Raw genomic sequence first — 16878 nt, forward strand, 5'->3', positions numbered from 1 at the left:
GATGAAATCAATCAACGCTCTCTTTTTTCTGCTTCTGCTGTTTACGGTCAGTAGTTGCAAGGATTTTCTAGACGTAAAACCGCTGGAGTCGATCTCCGATACGGAAACGATTACGGACCAGAATTCAGCACTAACGGCCCTTCGTGGGGTGTATAGTGCCCTGGCGAGTGGCGACTATTACGGTACCAGTTTTCAGTCGATTGGCTATCTGTCGGGCGATAACATCCAGTGGACGGGCTCGCAATCGCAGGTGCAGGAGTTTATCAATAAGAAAGTAAACGCTGACAACTCAACCATTTCGGGCGTCTGGATCGCTATTTTCCGGACCATCAATCGGGCCAATAACATCATTGCCAAAGTCCCAACCGTGACCGACCCGGCCCTGACTACGGCTCTGAAAAACCAGTACCTGGGCGAAGCCTATACCCTCCGGGCGCTGGCCTACTTCGATCTGGCCCGTACATTTGGCGGGGTGCCGATCATTACCAGCCCAACCAGCAAACCGACCGATAACTCGGGCATTCAGCGGAGCACCCAGGCTGAAACCTACGCACAAGTGCTGAAGGATTTGGAAACGGCCGAGCCGCTGTTGCCAACCACGGTCGACCGTTATCGGGTCACCCAGAAAACCGTTTTTGCGCTGAAATCCCGCTTCTATCTATACCAGAAAGACTACGCCAAAGCCGAAGACTATGCCAGCCGACTCATTAGTGATGCCACTAACTACAAACTACTGAAACCTTACGGCGCTTTCTTCCAGAATGATGCGCGGGGAACGGCCGAATCCGTATTCGAGATTTTTTACAACGGTACCACCGAAGTGAACAGCCACCGGGGACAATGGCAACCGCAAACCAACGGCGGTACCCGACAATGGGCGCCCAACGATGCTCTGGTTGCGCTGCTGAACGATCCGGCCATTGGCGGAAATCGTTCGGTACTGGTGGCGAAGGACAACCAGAACCGCTGGTATGGCAACCTTTATTACCGCAACCCCGGCTCCGATCCGTCATACATATTCCGTATTGCCGAAGCCTACCTGATTCGGGCCGAAGCTCGCGCACAACAGGACAAACTGGCCGATGCGCTGACCGACCTGAACGCCGTTCGCGACCGGGCGGGGCTAACGGCACTCACCGCCACAACAACCTCGACGAAAGATGCAGTATTGCTGGCAATTGAAAACGAACGGCGGGTAGAGTTTGCGCTGGAGCCTCACCGCTGGTTCGATGTGGTCCGTACAGGCCGGGCTGGTGCCGTTTTCAACCTGACGGATGTCAATCGGTACATATTGCCCATTCCGGTTCAGCAATTACAGACCGATAAAGTGCTTATCCAAAATCCAGGCTACTGAATATTCCTAAATCCCATGGCTATGAGTTACTCCGAAACCGCGTTTGCCCAACCACAAGCGCATCAACGTTCCGAGCTACAGACCGACGGCGGCTGGACATCGGCCGAGAAGGGAATCTTCCGGTTCGTGTTCCTCTATTTTCTGATTCAGATTCTGCCGCTCGATCCGCAGTTTTTCCGAAATCTGGTTTCGTTCGATGGCGGGTACACGCGCTATCTGTTCAATCTGTCGCACTATGCCCCCCGTTTTGTAGGGCCAGAAGATAGTTTCGCCAACTGGGGTATCGTAGCGATTGTCGCCCTGATCGGAGCGGTTGTCTGGTCACGACGGGACGACCGGCATACGAATTACGATGCCTTGTATTATTGGTTGCGGGTGGCATTACGCTATCGGCTGGCGCTGGGCGTGATCGCATATGGATTTATCAAACTCTTCCCGTTGCAGGCCCCTCTTCCGTCGATCAGTAACCTCAATACAGCTTATGGCGATCATACGGCCTGGAAACTTTTCTCGCTGTCGCTGGGGATTGTGCCCTCCTACGAGTCGTTTCTGGGGCAGGTTGAATTGCTGGGCGGATTGCTGCTCCTGCATCGGAAAACAGCCACGATTGGTACACTGATTCTGCTGCCATTTCTGGGTAACGTGTTTTTCTCTAACCTGGCTTACGAAGGTGGAGAGTATGTCTATAGTGGTTTACTCGTCTCCTTTGGACTGGTGCTGTTTGCTTTCGATGCGGTTCGGCTGTTTCAGCTGGTTTCGCTCGAAGTGGCGGCTGCACCCAATCGCTTTCGTCCGGTTTTGCGCGAACAGTGGCAGCGCTACGGGCGACTGGCCTTGAAAGGTGCGTTTGTTCTACTAACCGTGTTGCTCTACGGTTTTACAACCTATAGTACCTACCGACATGGCTCCCCTCGCTTCCCCAAAACGCCCGGATTAGCCGGAACGGCGGGAATCTACAACGTCAGTGAATTTAAGCTGGCTGGTAAAACGCTGCCGTATTCGAAGACTGACCCCGTTCGCTGGCAGGATGTCGTCTTCGAAACATGGAACACCATCAGCATCAAATCGAACCGACCCATTGAGCTGGTCAATGACAACACCGAACAATTGGCCGCTGCGGATGCCGAGCGCGATTACGAGTATGCGGGCTCGCAGGGACGGCAGTATTACCGCTACACCGTTGACCCAACCGGGCGGTTACTGACGCTGAAAAATGCCAATCCTCATTATCTCAACGAAACGCTTCAACTGACCTATAGTAAGTTGGGCGATGGCCGGGTTGTTCTGTCGGGGGGCGATGAAAAGCAGGATTCGGTGTATGCCGTGCTGGATAAACTGGATAAAAAATACCTGATCGACGAGGCTGCCAAAGCGGGTCGGCGGGGATCACTCAAACTCTAACCTCCTTCTGAATCATGGCAACTCCCAATATAACCCCCGAACGCACCGATTTAGGCTTGATTGCCCCTGAAGAGCTGGTTGGTAATCCGTGGTCTTCTGCGACTACGGGCAAGCCATCTGATGAACAGCCTGACCAGGCCGAAAACCGTACGGCCTGGACTGAAAGCCAGAAGATTCTGTTCCGCATTGCGTTTGTGTTCTTTATTAGCATGTCGCTGCCCAACAGCCTCGACTGGTATAAGGAACTCGTATCGTTCGACTGGCTGCATCTGCATTACCGGGACTTGTACGACATTGCCCGCTTCGGCTCGGGGTTGACCATCTTTGGTAACAAGCTGTTTGGCAGTACGCTGAACGGCTATGCCCCCTGGATTATCACCCTCATCTTCGCTACCTTAGTGGGGCTGATCTGGACGGCCCTTGTTCGGCATCGGCAGATTATCAACTATAACCTGCTCTATTACTGGTTGCGGGTAGTGGTTCGGTATCGGGCAGGTATCGGAATCATTGGCTTTGGCTTTACCAAACTGATGCCCACACAATTGCCTTATCCATCTTTGGGGGTGCTGAATACCAATTTCGGTGATCTGACGGCCCAGAAAATCTACTGGCTATCCATCGGTATCGTGCCCTGGTACGAAGTGTTTACGGGTGTGGTCGAGGTGCTGGCGGGTGCACTATTGTTCTTCCGGGCCACCACCTTCTGGGGTAGCGTACTCCTGTTTGGTGCCCTGGCCGATATTGTTTACGTCAATTTTGCCTACGATGGCGGGGTGCATGGATATAGCTCGTACTTCGTATTGCTGTCGGGCTTTTTGCTGGTGTATTACCTCAAAGACCTGTACAACCTGCTGATTCGCGAGCGGCTGACCATTCCGCATTATTTTGCCCCCGTCTTTACGGGTTGGCAACAGTACGCACGTATTGGCCTGAAAAGCCTGACCATTGGGCTGTTTTTAATCTTGTTGTTCTGGCTTCAGTATGTCAATTTTCGCTACGACCCCTACAAACAACCGGCTCAGAAAGGACTGAAAGAACTACGGGGCAATTACAACGTGACCCAGTTCAAACTCAACGGAACGGAGTTGCCCTATTCCCCGCTGGATTCACTTCGCTGGCAGCAGGCTACCTTCGAAAACTGGACAACCCTGACCTTTAAAGTAGCCAAACCCGTTGAACTGGACCTGTCGAACGGTGGCGGTGCCCCTATGCGCGACATCAACCGGACGTTTGAGCTAACGGGCGTGGCGGGTGGTCAGCGTGTGTTCTATTACGAAGCCGATACTGTCCATCATGTACTGTATTTGCAGGATAAAAACCGGGGAGCGCGTAATCAGGAAAACCGGGAGTTCCTGGGCAATAACCGTGATCTGGGCGGAAATGCAGAGGGGGCCAAAGCCCGGTCCAGAGGGGAGCGTCGGAAAGGAGACAGGAAAGAAGTCGATAATTGGATTCCGAAAGAAGCGCTGGCGATCATTGGTCCGGAAGATCCCAAGATCAACCCACTAGCTCGTTCAGCCCGTCGCACCAAAGGGATCGAAGCCGAAAACAAACCTGCCAAACGTAACCGGATGATCCTAAGCTATACCGCTCAAAATGGTGGCCAGCGGGTTATTTTGCAGGGTATTAATGAGAAAAAAGATTCTATTTATGTCGTGCTTGATCGGGTGCAGCGGCCCTACGCGCTGTCCGAAAGTACGCTTAAAGCTGGAAGTTACTAACGGATGATTCGTCTTGTCTGGTTATTGGCCGTTATGACGTTTTGGGTGAATTTTTTGCCTGATTCACCTGATGAGGCACGAAAGGACGACGGGCTATATACCCAAAAGCCAGTCGTCGTTGGCGATACGCTTCCAGCTGCCTTTGGTTTTGGACGAACAGCGACTCAGGCCGAAATAGCTCGCCTGGATATAGATGTGCGCCCTGATGGAAAGGGTTTACCGGCAGGGGAGGGGAAGCCGGCAATCGGCAAGGTCATTTTCGCTCAGAAATGCGCAGCTTGTCATGGCGTTGGTGGTGTGGGTGGACCGAACGGATCGCTGGTGACGACGAATGATCCAGCTAAAAAGCGGCCGGACAAAACCATTGGCAATTACTGGCCGTATGCCACTACCGTTTTCGATTACATCCGGCGGGCTATGCCGTTCAGCGAACCCGGTTCACTCACCAATGAGGAAGTGTATAATCTGACGGCCTATTTATTACACGCCAACGGTATTATTGATGAAAAAGCCGTGATCAATGCCCAAACACTGCCGAAAGTAACGATGCCTGCCCAAACGCTATTCGTGCCCGACGACCGGAAAGGTGGACCGGAGATAAAGTGATGTTATTGAATTAAGCCGCAAGGACGTAAAGTATTATAAACCAGTTACTATTAGACTTGTTGTAGCGTGAGTTTCCTCCTGCGTTACAACAAGCTATTCTTTGTGCCTTCGCGCCTTTGCGGTTTAGTTTAAAGTATGTACTATGAAGAAAATCCTTCGACTCGATCAACTGACCACTAAACTTTCCCGTCGGGCCATGCTGGGCGGAGCGGCCACAGCGGCTGTAGCTATAGTCCAGACCGCACAAGGGAAAACCGTTCAGGAAAGCGTTTCCATCACCGAACTGTTGCCCGATGATCCGACCAAAAAAGTAGGCACCTTGGCGGGGGAAGTCGGTACGCGGTCGTCGTTTGAAAAGGTCGTCAAGAAACCATCGGATATTTCGTCACGGTCGCCTTTGCAAGATTTTTACGGCATCATTACCCCATCCGATCTGCATTTCGAGCGCCACCATGCGGGTGTACCGGTCATTGATCCGACCAAACATGAACTGCTGATTCATGGATTGGTCGATAAGCCATTGGTGTTTACCGTTGCTGATTTAAAACGGTTCCCTTCGGTGTCGCGAATCGCGTTTCTGGAATGTTCGGGAAATTTTCGGACGGGTAAAGAGACTATGAGTCCACAGGATATTTGTGGCCTGACCAGCCAAAGCGAATGGACGGGTGTGAAACTCTCTACCTTGTTTCGGGAGGTGGGGGTGAAGCCGAGTGCAAGCTGGTTTCTGGCCGAAGGGGGCGATGCCGCCGTAATGACCCGGAGCATACCCGTCAAAAAAGGCTGGGACGATGCCATCATCGCCTATGCGCAGAACGGTGAAGCCTTACGACCCGAGCAGGGCTATCCGGTTCGGTTATTCTTACCGGGTTGGGAGGGGAATACCAGTGTGAAATGGCTCCGGCGTATCGAACTGGGCGATGCGCCCTGGCACACGCGGGAAGAAACCTCCAAATACACCGAAAGTATCAAAGGTGGCAAAATCCGGCAGTTCAGTTTCGATATCGACGCTCGTTCGATCATTACCTTTCCGGCCTATCCAAAAACGGTTGAAAGGGGCTGGATCGAAATTCGGGGCCTTGCCTGGAGTGGCCGGGGAAAAGTGGCTCGGGTAGAGGTGAGCACCGATGCCGGAAAAAGCTGGCAGCTCGCTACGCTCCAAGACCCAATTCTGGATAAAGCACATACGGCTTTCCGGTATCTGTGGAACTGGAACGGTGCTGAAACTGAGATTATGAGCCGCGTTACCGACGAAACAGGTTATATTCAGCCAACCTTTGCCCAACTGATCGAAGCACGGGGACCCGATGGGGGCTACCATTTTAACCCCATTGCCGCCTGGCAGATCAAATCCGACGGGCGCGTACTGAATCGACCAGAAAGGTAACCGATAGAAATGCAGTTTTTTGAGATTCCGACCGGAGAGAGGAATGACAAAAAATCTAAAAACTAATAAGTAAATGGCGAAAACCGAGGTGGATGCAGTGGTGGTAGGCTCAGGGCCCAATGGACTTAGTGCCGCTATTACGTTGCAGCGGGCTGGGCTGTCGGTACTTGTACTGGAAGCCAAAGAAACCATTGGGGGAGGCACACGCTCGGCCGAATTGACCCTGCCCGGTTTTGTGCATGACATTTGCTCGGCGATTCACCCAATGGCTGTAGGCTCTCCCTTGTTTCAGCAGTTGCCGCTGGCCGAACATGGACTGGAGTTTATTAATCCACCTGTGGCGGCTGCTCATCCATTTGACGATGGCACGGCTGCAGCCCTTCGGTATTCGCTGACCGAAACGGCACAATCACTTGGTGAAGATCGGGAAGCGTACCTAAAATTGATGGAGCCAATCGTTCGACACTGGCCGGGACTGGCGCCGGATGTATTGGGCCCCTTACGCTTTCCGAAACATCCTATCGATCTGGCTAGCTTTGGTCTGGATGCCCTGTTGCCTGCTACTCAACTGGTAAAGCGGTTCAAAACCAAAGAGGCCCGTGGATTGCTGGCCGGTATGGCCGCCCATTCCATTCAGCCCCTCAGTAATCTGACAACGGCGGCCATTGCCCTGGTGCTGACAGCGGCTGGACATTTGTATAACTGGCCTATTCCGAAAGGAGGCTCACAGGCCATTGCCAACGCACTGGCTTCCTATTTTCAATCGCTGGGCGGACGGATTGAAACGGGACGGCTGGTACGCTCGATGAAGGATATTCCACCGACACGGGTTGTCCTGTTCGATCTGACACCGAAACAGTTACTAGCCATTGCTGGCGATCGTCTGTCATCCCTGTATCGTCGGCAGTTGGAACATTACCGCTATGGCATGGGCGTTTTTAAGATCGACTGGGCGTTGGATGGTCCCATTCCTTTTACGGCTCCCGAATGTCGGCAGGCAGGTACGATACACATAGGCGGCACGTATGAACAGATTGCCCAGGCTGAGCAGGAAACGTCGGATGGGAAACATCCGGATCGACCGTTTATTCTGCTGGCCCAACAAAGTCAATTTGATGCCAGTCGGGCACCCGCTGGTAAACACACGGCCTGGGCATATTGTCATGTGCCGAACGGCTCGACCGTTGACCGGACGGAGGCCATTGAGAAACAGATTGAACGGTTTGCTCCCGGCTTTCGCGACCGGATTCTGGCGCGCCATACCATGAATACGGTGCAGATGGAAGGCTACAATCCCAACTACATCGGTGGCGATATCAACGGCGGCATTATCGACATCGGCCAGTTATATACCCGTCCGGTCATAACCTTATCGCCCTATAAAACCTCAACTCCCGGCATTTTTATCTGTTCATCGTCCACACCGCCCGGTGGAGGTGTACATGGTATGTGTGGCTACCATGCTGCCCGCGTGGCCCTGCGTGAAGGCTTTGGAAAACCAGTACCGATTCATCTGACGTAGACGCTTCGAATCGGCGACAAGCGTGGCATTCCAGTTGCGTACTTCTTTGCTGTTTTTACCCCGTATTGGTCTGAAAACGCACTTTTCTGATCGCTCAAACCTTCAACATTGGTATAACGCTGCTCATTGCGTACCTGCTTTTTTAAATCCTTGGGCGTGACAATACAGGTCAAACAACATCTCTCTTTATCAAATCTGAGTGCTGAATCGATGGGGCTGTTTTAAGGCAAAATTGACCAATAGAATCAGCACCGGCACTTCGATGAGGGGGCCGATAACTGCCGCAAAGGCCGCCCCCGACTCGATCCCGAATACGGCGATGGCTACCGCAATGCCCAGTTCGAAATTGTTGCCTGCTGCTGTGAAGGCCAGCGAAGTGGCTTTGGCATAATCGGCCCCGGCTCGTTTCGAGAGATAAAAAGCCGAAAAGAACATGACAACAAAGTAAACCGTAAGCGGAAGAGCAATACGCAATACATCCAGTGGAATCGATACGATGAGTTGTCCTTTCAGACTGAACATGACCACAATCGTGAATAAGAGTGCGACGAGGGTAATGGGACTGATGGCCGGTAAAAACGTCTGTTCGTACCAGCTTCGGCCAACTACCCGTGTGAGGATGATTCTTGAGAGTAGCCCTACCAGAAACGGAATCCCTAAATAGATGAATACACTGCTCGCAACATCACGGATGGCGATGTGAACCTCGTAACCTTGCAGGCCAAACAAAGGCGGTAAAATCGTAATAAAAAACCAGGCATAGACCGGATAGAAGAATACCTGAAAAATACTATTGAAGGCCACCAGTCCGGCAGCATACAACCGATCGCCACCTGCCAAATCGTTCCAGACAATCACCATTGCAATGCAACGGGCAATACCGATCATGATGAGGCCGGTCATGTACTCGGGCTTATCGGGTAAAAAAATGACGGCTAAACCAAACATCAGCAACGGGCCAATAATCCAGTTTTGCAGCAGGGAAAGCGCTACTAGTTTCGTATTGGCAAACACGGCAGGTAATTCTTCAAACTTTACTTTCGCTAGCGGTGGATACATCATCAGGATCAGGCCAATGGCCAGGGGCACATTGGTAGTGCCCGCATTGAACTGATTGATAAATACCGGCGATTGCGGAAAAAAATAGCCAATGCCTACACCTGTCAGCATCGCCATGAAAATCCATAGCGTTAGAAAACGGTCCAGAAATGAAAGCCGTGACGCACTCATGCCGATTGGGTGTTTAACGAGCATTTCATTACAATCGCCGACGACGGACAAAGGCCACTGAATTGCTGAGTCTGCTGAATCGGGTCGGGTACTTGTTCACGACTCACGGGTGCAAAGCCGAAACGGGTAAAATAGCCATCGGCGGTGGTAGTAATCAGGTAAAGATCGCGCAAATGAATGGCCTGAGCGGCTTCTAATAAGCGGCCGATCAGCTGGGCCGCGATGCCTTTACCCTGCTGATTGGGGGCAACCGCTACCGAACGCAATAAGCCAACCGAACCAAAAGTTTCCAGGCCCGCAACGCCAACCGGAGTAGCGTCTTCTTTGGCAATCACAAAATTGGGTAGGTCGTCCGGTAAATCCTGCGTGAGCAAATCAACTTGCTCTAAAAGACTCACGACGGCGGCTTTGTCGTGGGGCTGAGCGCTTTCGATAGAGAGTGCCATAAGGAATGGATTAGTTGTCAGACAATCTGGCGTCAATGAATTCTTTGGAGAAAAGTTTGATCTGATCGCGTACCTGACGGAATGAAGTCAGTGCATCGACACCAGGCTGATGGCCGGGGTCAGGGAAACTATGATGGATCATCTCCGCACTCGAGGGGAAAAACGGGCATTGCTCACGGGCATTGTCACAAACCGTAATCACATACTCGAATGGAATGGCCGTGTATTCATCAACATGGTTGGAGGTATGGTGCGAAATGTCGATACCGTCTTCGGCCATAACCTGGATCGATAGGGGATTGACACCGTGAGGGGCTACACCGGCACTATAGACGTCGGCCCGATCACCCGCAAAGAATTGTAAATACCCTTCTGCCATTTGCGAGCGGGCAGAATTGCCTGTACAGAGTACCAGGATGCGTGTCATAATACGAATGGGTTTGGGTTTATGGTTAATTACAGCAATCTGGCCCACAACAATTGGTAGCCGCTGGTTTGCTATCGGCAATACGAACGGGTTTGCGGGCAAAAACGGTAACGCTATAAATGCCCTTTTCCTGCTGGCGATAGACCGTGATTTCCTCGTTGGTCAGGTAGTTTTGCAGCACCGAATCGGGCAGATTGATTTCCCGTTCTTTCTGTACCTGAATGTTGGTAAAGCCACTGTCTTTGACGAGTTGCAGATAGGCATCTTTCTGGATAGCCCCCGATACGCAGCCCACATACAGTTCGGCATCCTGCTGTAAGCCTTGTGGCAGATCGCCTTTCAGGACAATGTCGGAAATGCTGAAATGGCCACCGGGTTTTAAAATACGGAAGGTTTCCGAAAAGGCCTTTTGTTTATCGGGTACCAGATTCATAACGCAATTACTTACGACTACATCGGCCAGATTTTCGGGCAAAGGCATGTCTTCAATATCCCCGTAAACGAACTCAACATTGGTGTAGCCCAGCGCTTTGGCATTTTTACGAGCCCGGTCAATCATGGCCGGAGTCATATCCAGACCAATTACCCGGCCTGCTTCGCCCGTTTCAGCACGCGCCACAAAACAATCATTACCTGCACCTGATCCGAGATCAACTACCGTGTCGCCGGGTTTGATGCGGGCAAGCTGAGTCGGTAAACCACAGCCTAAACCCAGGTCAGCATCGGCCACATAGCCATTCAGTTCCCTATAGTCCTGAGCCATGGCAATCGGTACGTTGGCTCCTCCGTCAAGTTCCGGTCTGGATGGCTCACAGCAGGAGGTGGGGCCACAACCACAGCCATCCGATGCAGGTTGTTCAGCAATAGCGCCGTATTTCTGACGTACTACTTCTTTAATTTGTTCGGCAGTTTCCATAGTATTTGATCGGTTTAATGTAATATTACGATTGGTATATTCAAAAAAATAGCCATTGGCTTAGCAGCAACCCGTAGTAGTTACTGCAAACGTATCCAACAGCGACCCAAAGGCTTGCCGGGCTTCTTCCCATACGGTTTCATTGATGCAGTAGCAAACGCGGGGCGGATTGATGTCGCCCTGAATGATGCCAATGCGTTTCAACTCCTTCAAATGCTGGGAAACAGTTGCCTGTGCCAACGGCAATTCATCAACTAAATCGCCACAGACGCAGGCTTTTTTCTGCGCCAGCAATTGCAGAATAGCTACCCGTGCTGGATGAGCAAAAGCTTTGGCTAAATCGGCCAGCCTATTTTGCTGTTCGGTAAATATTTCGGTTTTCGTGACGCCCATGGCACAAAGGTAATCGTAAATACATTCATCGCAATATTACGATGTATTTTTGAGGATTTTTTTACTATTCATAAAACCAGCCTATCGGATTACGGGCTGAGAACCTGATTAGGTAGTGCAAATAAAAAACGCAGCTACATTCGCGTAGCTGCGTTTTGACGCGTACTGCCAGGTAGCAGTTACGTACAGAAGAACAGAACAACTTTATGAGCTAACCTGCGCTAATCAACGCCATCGGCTTTTTTCGTCCGATCTTTAGCGGCTGCTTTTAGTTCTTTTGCCTCGCTTTTCAGTTCTTTCTTATGAGCATGTTTCATTTTTCGATCGGCTTTGGCTTTACGGGTATGTGCGTCAGAAACCCCGGCTATTTCCAGCCCTTTGCCTGTAGCGGCATTGGAACGAAGCTCGTTGGCTTTAGCCGCTTTCTTTTCAGCTTTCTGTTCTTTTTTTTCTGCCTTAGCTTCCTGAACGGCCTGGCCGAAACTGGTTTGGGTTAGGGTGAGCATAGCTACCACCGACGCCCCTAAGATGATCTTGTTCATAACGTTTTTTGTTTTAGTGAAAGGTACTCTTATTGATTAATTTTACTTAACTAGAACTACTCATTATTGTTGGGTTTGGCCCTAGCCATCTTTTCGAATGCCCAAATAAAATCCCATCGAATTGGCGTATAAATCGCCTATATCGCTCGCAACAGAAGCTCGGGCGGTCACACCTTTCAAAATAACCACTGGGGAGGCCAGGGTCAGCAGCGAAGAAAATTGGTGAACTGGATTGGGGAACGGTTGCTCATAGGTCCCCAGATTTTCGCTGTACGATGCTTTAAACTGGAAGGAGAGGAAGTCAAGCACTTGCCCCGAAATGCCCATATGCATCACCGCCACCCGATTATTGTTGGTGAATCCATATTGGGGCAATTCGCTTCGGCTAGCCGGAGAGGGGCTGATGAAGGGCGTGCCAATCGTTTTTCCATAGCGCGACCAGCCATCCTGATATTGTGAGTGGTTGAAATAATTATCACGGCCTCGTTGGGCGGAGCTTTCTAAAAACAAGGAACCACCCTGGCTTTGTGTGTAGAGATATTCAAGCAGTACGTCCTGAATGTGGAACCCTGACGGATTGCGGGGACGCCGATTGCGGATACGCAGACCATTGAGACCATCCTGAATATTGGTTAAATAGAACAGAGAGCCATCTTCGTAGATGTTCTGTCGATAAGCGAATAAGGAGAAAGAGCTACCAATGTATTCAAACCCAATATCTACTGTACCCAGATGATTTCCAATTCGATTCTCGTGATCAAAATGACTTACCCGGTTGGTATCGATATTCGTTCGATTGCCTAGGGGGAGCGCCAGTACCATATTGATGTAGTCGCTAAATTGGTTGGGAAGCTGATTATTTTTGATTGTCGAGTTATTCGTCAAACGGTTCGTCCGCCCGCCCCACATCACCTGGTGGTTGATTCCCGCGTAGAATTTTACCCGCCAATTGGGCTTACCCAATCGTGCGTACAGGGCTTTCTGATGGAGCATGGCATTATCGACAAATCGACCCGATTCAAACCAGCCATGTGCATAAAACCCCTTGAAGCCAATGAGCCCGTTTCGGGGTAGGTAGTCGGGTACTGCAAACTGTACTTTGGTCAAGGGTAAGGCATTGCCCGACCACGCATACGATCCAGAGCTTAGCGTTGAGTCGACCAGACCTACAATTTCCCGTCTTCGTCCTGCCCATACTTCTACGTTTTGTCCTAGTCGGAGTTTCAGATAAGCTTCAGGAATAAGGAGTTGATACGTATGGCCTGCATTAAAAACGGCCTGCATCCCCCAGCCGATAGCTATTTTGCGTTTAATGGATTTCAGACTGTCGGTATGTGACTTACTTACACGGTAATCCTGTTGTACGGATTGCCGAATGGTCAAAAACGGACTTTCGTCCGGTACAATACCGTATTGGTTAGTACGCAGCCAGAAAGGGGTAATGGAGGAAGAGGCCGCATAGGAACCGACTTCGGTTTGATAACGGACTTCTCGTCGACCCTGGCCCCAACTGGTAGCACAGCAGGTAAGAAAAAATACCAAAAACAGAACACACGTAAAAGGTTTAGTCATAACGGGAGTGTCAATAGGGTAAACGTTGGCGCTGAAGACTCTTCAGCGCCAACTGGATTGTGAATGGTGAAATGTGAATGGTGAAAGTGGAAAGCAAAGTGCGTGAACCGCTTAGTGCGGACGAGCTACTTAGATCGGTAAGGCCGACTGCTCAGGCCTGCTTCGCGCTCAAATCTGGGGCGCGTCAGTAGTTTTCCGAACCAGCCTGTCGATGAACGTTTCCCCCTTACCGGGGCGACATTTCTTGCTGGATAGACAGGCGTTTGTAGGTCTTTTAATTTAGGGTGGATAAACCGGAAAGCTACGTAACAATAGGCGATGATAACCCCCGATTCCACGATTGTTTCCAAAGGTTCGCGTTCATATCGCCCATATTTCATATCCTGGTACCAGTCGATCAGTAGCCAGCAATAGCCCATAAAACCGAGTAGTCCAGCCAGCATACTACTCATCATCAAAAAGGACTTTCTCATGATAAGGTTGATTTATGATTATGCGTTATTCACTAGGCCAGTTTAGATCGGTGATGCTTGAGCTTTAGCAGAACCGGATCAATGCGACGACGGGATACTCTTACCGTCTGCTGGTTCGGCAGGTTCACTTCCAGCGTGGTTGAGTTGGCGTAATTATAGGTTTGGACGAAGCTGGGATTGATCAGGTCAGACTTATGAACCCGCACAAAATCGGGTAGCATCTCCTCAAACCATTTGAGATTTTTAGCAATCAGCATGGGCCTGCTGGAGGCCTGTAGGTGAAGCCAGGTGTAATTGCTCTCGCCCTGTAAACGAACAATTGTGTTTAGCAAAAAAGGATCTGAATAACCGGGTACTTTAATCGAATGGGCAATCGGCTTAGCTGCAGTGATCATAGCGTGAGTAGTTAGTAGTAAATCTTGACGGACCATTTCTGTGCGAAATGATTCCTGATCCAACGAATTGATTCAATGGACATAAGTGAACCTGACCTGTTGAATTGGACAGAAGCTCTTACCGCAAATGCCGTAATAAGCCCCTTATCATCTCAACAGATGGGGATTTTTGAAAAAAAAAGTCTAGAAAAGTTGCCTATAGAATCAAGGGGTCGTACGGTACGAGCGCGAGATAGGCAGTGGTAAAATTGGCCGTTGGCCTGGAGAGCGTGCGATGTTTCGAACGCTGGGGAGATGTAAAAGAGCGTTGGGCTCTGGAGGTAATCAGGGAGAATGCAGAAAGGGATCGGCCGGAGCAAATCCAGGTTACAGAGCCTCTCTGTCGATCATGGATTGAGGGTAAAGCCCGCTCCCAGGTAAGGGTTGCCTGGCTGTTGGCATTCATAAAACGATTCATCGGTTAACGATAGAATATAGACTAGTGAGAACTACGATGTGACGTGCGGAGGTTAGTACAACTGACTAATTTTACAGGCTGAACAATTTGTTAACTCGCCCATTTTTAAAAGGTTTTAGCCAGTGTGTAGATATTGAGCAAACGGTTAAATTTTTATCTGTTCATTTGTTAAGTTTCTGATTATTAATGGATTTTTTTCTATATAAATAAATCGATCGCCAGGGATTGATCAATGGACTGGCTGTTTCTGTTTCGACAAGGGATGGCATACGCAGGTTTTATCAAGAAGAATTTTAGGGAAGATTACTTAAGAACCTCCCGATTGAAATACCTTCGTTCGCCCTGGAATATGGGTTTCTTTACGAAACGGCGGGCTTTTGTAGGTGATTGACTCATCAGGCATAGACTCTGAGTCAGGGGATGTGTATACGTAAAGATTCAGGCGAATGTCTGTTTGACTCTGTTTTTAACCCTGCTTTCGCAAAAAAGCCCGTTTCCAGGTCAGAAACGGGCTTTTCGTAGCCTCGACGGGAATCGAACCCGTATCAAACGTTTAGGAAACGCTTATTCTATCCGTTGAACTACAAGGCCAAAAGTAGCCCCTCTCCGGGTAGAAGAGGGGATGGATGAGGTGTAATCACGCAAAGTTGTCGAAAAACCATCAACCTGCCAAACCGTCGCCGTATTCGGCTGATTCTGAGAGCGGGACGTGCAGCCAGTTTGGATAAATCTGGTAGTGCTTCTCTTTCACCAGATTGTATAACAACTCCCGTAACTCCCCCACATTCTCACCCGTTTGCGCCGAGATAAAGGCAACATAATCGGCTTTCTGAGTCAGATAGGTTTTCTTCAGATATTCCAAGGCTGTTTTCCGGCGTACTGCTACCGGAATCGCTACTTCTTCGTGCGAATCGTCTTCGTCCTGATCGAACTGGCCCGTCCACTCATCTTTCGGAACAAACTGGTCCATTTTATTGAATACCAGTACCATTGGTTTATCGGCGGCTTTGATGTCGGCCAATGTCGAATTGACTACCTCGATCTGTTCCTCGAAATTAGGATGCGATACATCGACCACATGCAGGAGAATATCAGCTTCCCGGACTTCATCAAGCGTCGATTTAAACGACTCGATCAGCGTGGTTGGTAGTTTGCGGATAAACCCAACCGTATCGGTCAGCAAAAACGGAATGTTGCCCAGCGTTACTTTCCGCACCGTCGAATCGACCGTTGCGAATAGTTTGTTTTCGGCAAACACATCGGTTTTCGCCATGGTCCGCATCAGGGTCGATTTGCCTACGTTGGTGTAGCCGACCAGGGCAACCCGCACCAGGCGGTCCCGCTCTTTCCGACGTGTTACGCTTTGCTTATCAATTTTGGCCAGTTTGTCTTTCAGAAAAGCAATCCGGTCTTTAACGATCCGGCGGTCAGTTTCCAGCTCTTTTTCCCCCGGACCACGCATACCCGTACCGCCTTTCTGGCGGCTTAAGTGGGTCCACATGCGGGTCAGACGTGGGTAAAGATATTGGTATTGAGCCAGTTCGACCTGAACCCGGGCCTGAGCTGTTTGCGCCCGCATCGAGAAGATATTCAGAATCAGCAGACTCCGGTCCAGCACTTTGATGTCCTTAAACTCAGCTTCCAGGTTACGGACTTGAGCCGGAGTAAGGTCGTCATCGAAAATGATGGAATCGACGGGGTTATCGATGATAAACGTCTGAATCTCTTCCAGCTTTCCCTTGCCGACAAAGGTACGGGTATCGGGCCGGTCGAGCTTCTGGGTGAATGCTTTTATCGTTTCAACCCCCGATGTTTCGGCCAGAAATGCTAATTCATCCAGATATTCCTTGGTTTGATCGGCTGTTTGTTTTTGTGTAATCAGCGCGACCAATACAGCGGTTTCGGGTTGTTTATGTGTTTCAATCATAAAAAAATGGTCAAAAATTGTCAGGAAGTGGTCAAGTAGGGTCAGTGATTGAGAAAGTACATATTCGCAATACCTGACTATCCTTGACTACTTCCTGACCACTTCATTGAGA

The 16878-nt window shown here is 50.2% G+C and carries 17 protein-coding genes and 1 tRNA gene; 6 read left to right on the forward strand and 12 right to left on the reverse strand.

Annotation, left to right across the window (positions count from 1 at the left end):
* Position 1 precedes the first annotated feature (1 nt).
* The 6 genes from B153_RS0132980 to B153_RS0133005 all read left to right on the forward strand — a co-directional run bounded on the left by B153_RS0132980 (position 2) and on the right by B153_RS0133005 (position 7988).
* Positions 2-1354, forward strand: coding sequence for a RagB/SusD family nutrient uptake outer membrane protein (locus B153_RS0132980; RefSeq protein WP_020601032.1), 1353 nt, complete (start codon positions 2-4; stop codon positions 1352-1354).
* A 21-nt stretch (positions 1355-1375) separates the two neighbouring features.
* A complete protein-coding gene (locus tag B153_RS0132985) occupies positions 1376-2755 on the forward strand; it encodes a DoxX family protein (RefSeq protein WP_245564985.1) in 1380 nt (459 codons plus the stop codon).
* 14 nt (positions 2756-2769) lie between these two features.
* Positions 2770-4476: a hypothetical protein gene (locus tag B153_RS0132990; protein WP_020601034.1), complete on the forward strand. Its 1707-nt coding sequence runs from the start codon at positions 2770-2772 to the stop codon at positions 4474-4476.
* Positions 4477-4479: 3 nt separating this feature from the next.
* The gene (locus tag B153_RS0132995) at positions 4480-5082 is read left to right on the forward strand and encodes a c-type cytochrome (protein WP_020601035.1); all 603 of its coding nucleotides are present in this window, start codon (positions 4480-4482) and stop codon (positions 5080-5082) included.
* Between the two features lie 142 nt (positions 5083-5224).
* A complete protein-coding gene (gene soxC, locus B153_RS0133000; protein WP_020601036.1) occupies positions 5225-6466 on the forward strand; it encodes a sulfite dehydrogenase in 1242 nt (413 codons plus the stop codon).
* Positions 6467-6539: 73 nt separating this feature from the next.
* Positions 6540-7988, forward strand: coding sequence for a phytoene desaturase family protein (locus tag B153_RS0133005; RefSeq protein ID WP_020601037.1), 1449 nt, complete (start codon positions 6540-6542; stop codon positions 7986-7988).
* A gap of 189 nt (positions 7989-8177) precedes the next feature.
* Here B153_RS0133005 and arsB read toward each other — a convergent pair whose 3' ends face one another.
* The 12 genes from arsB to hflX form a co-directional block, all read right to left on the reverse strand.
* Positions 8178-9218 (reverse strand): ACR3 family arsenite efflux transporter, encoded by a 1041-nt coding sequence (gene arsB / locus B153_RS0133010; RefSeq protein ID WP_020601038.1) that lies wholly within the window; start codon positions 9216-9218, stop codon positions 8178-8180.
* Positions 9215-9664 carry an arsenic resistance N-acetyltransferase ArsN2 gene (gene arsN2, locus B153_RS0133015; RefSeq protein ID WP_020601039.1) on the reverse strand — a complete coding sequence of 150 codons (450 nt, stop codon included), beginning with the start codon at positions 9662-9664 and terminating at the stop codon, positions 9215-9217. The genes arsB and arsN2 overlap by 4 nt, the downstream gene beginning before the upstream one ends.
* Before the next feature lie 10 nt (positions 9665-9674).
* Positions 9675-10091 carry an arsenate reductase ArsC gene (locus B153_RS0133020; protein WP_026262637.1) on the reverse strand — a complete coding sequence of 139 codons (417 nt, stop codon included), beginning with the start codon at positions 10089-10091 and terminating at the stop codon, positions 9675-9677.
* 25 nt (positions 10092-10116) lie between these two features.
* Positions 10117-11007, reverse strand: coding sequence for an arsenite methyltransferase (locus B153_RS0133025; protein WP_020601041.1), 891 nt, complete (start codon positions 11005-11007; stop codon positions 10117-10119).
* A gap of 60 nt (positions 11008-11067) precedes the next feature.
* Complete coding sequence (locus B153_RS0133030; RefSeq protein ID WP_020601042.1) at positions 11068-11400, reverse strand: ArsR/SmtB family transcription factor; 333 nt, start codon at positions 11398-11400, stop codon at positions 11068-11070.
* A 221-nt stretch (positions 11401-11621) separates the two neighbouring features.
* Positions 11622-11942: a hypothetical protein gene (locus B153_RS0133035; protein WP_020601043.1), complete on the reverse strand. Its 321-nt coding sequence runs from the start codon at positions 11940-11942 to the stop codon at positions 11622-11624.
* A gap of 81 nt (positions 11943-12023) precedes the next feature.
* Positions 12024-13514 carry a capsule assembly Wzi family protein gene (locus tag B153_RS36310; RefSeq protein WP_020601044.1) on the reverse strand — a complete coding sequence of 497 codons (1491 nt, stop codon included), beginning with the start codon at positions 13512-13514 and terminating at the stop codon, positions 12024-12026.
* A gap of 125 nt (positions 13515-13639) precedes the next feature.
* Entirely contained in the window at positions 13640-13987 is a 348-nt protein-coding gene (locus tag B153_RS0133045) for a hypothetical protein (RefSeq protein ID WP_157635013.1), read from the reverse strand.
* Positions 13988-14019: 32 nt separating this feature from the next.
* Positions 14020-14382, reverse strand: a complete 363-nt coding sequence (locus B153_RS0133050; protein WP_020601046.1) for a LytTR family DNA-binding domain-containing protein — start codon at positions 14380-14382, stop codon at positions 14020-14022.
* Positions 14383-14578: 196 nt separating this feature from the next.
* Positions 14579-14839 carry a hypothetical protein gene (locus B153_RS38450; protein WP_211221727.1) on the reverse strand — a complete coding sequence of 87 codons (261 nt, stop codon included), beginning with the start codon at positions 14837-14839 and terminating at the stop codon, positions 14579-14581.
* Positions 14840-15358: 519 nt separating this feature from the next.
* Positions 15359-15430 (reverse strand) — tRNA-Arg (locus B153_RS0133065).
* A gap of 70 nt (positions 15431-15500) precedes the next feature.
* Positions 15501-16766 (reverse strand): GTPase HflX, encoded by a 1266-nt coding sequence (gene hflX / locus B153_RS0133070; RefSeq protein ID WP_020601049.1) that lies wholly within the window; start codon positions 16764-16766, stop codon positions 15501-15503.
* Positions 16767-16878: the final 112 nt, after the last annotated feature.

The organism is Spirosoma panaciterrae DSM 21099 (genome assembly GCF_000374025.1).
GTDB lineage: Bacteria > Bacteroidota > Bacteroidia > Cytophagales > Spirosomataceae > Spirosoma > Spirosoma panaciterrae.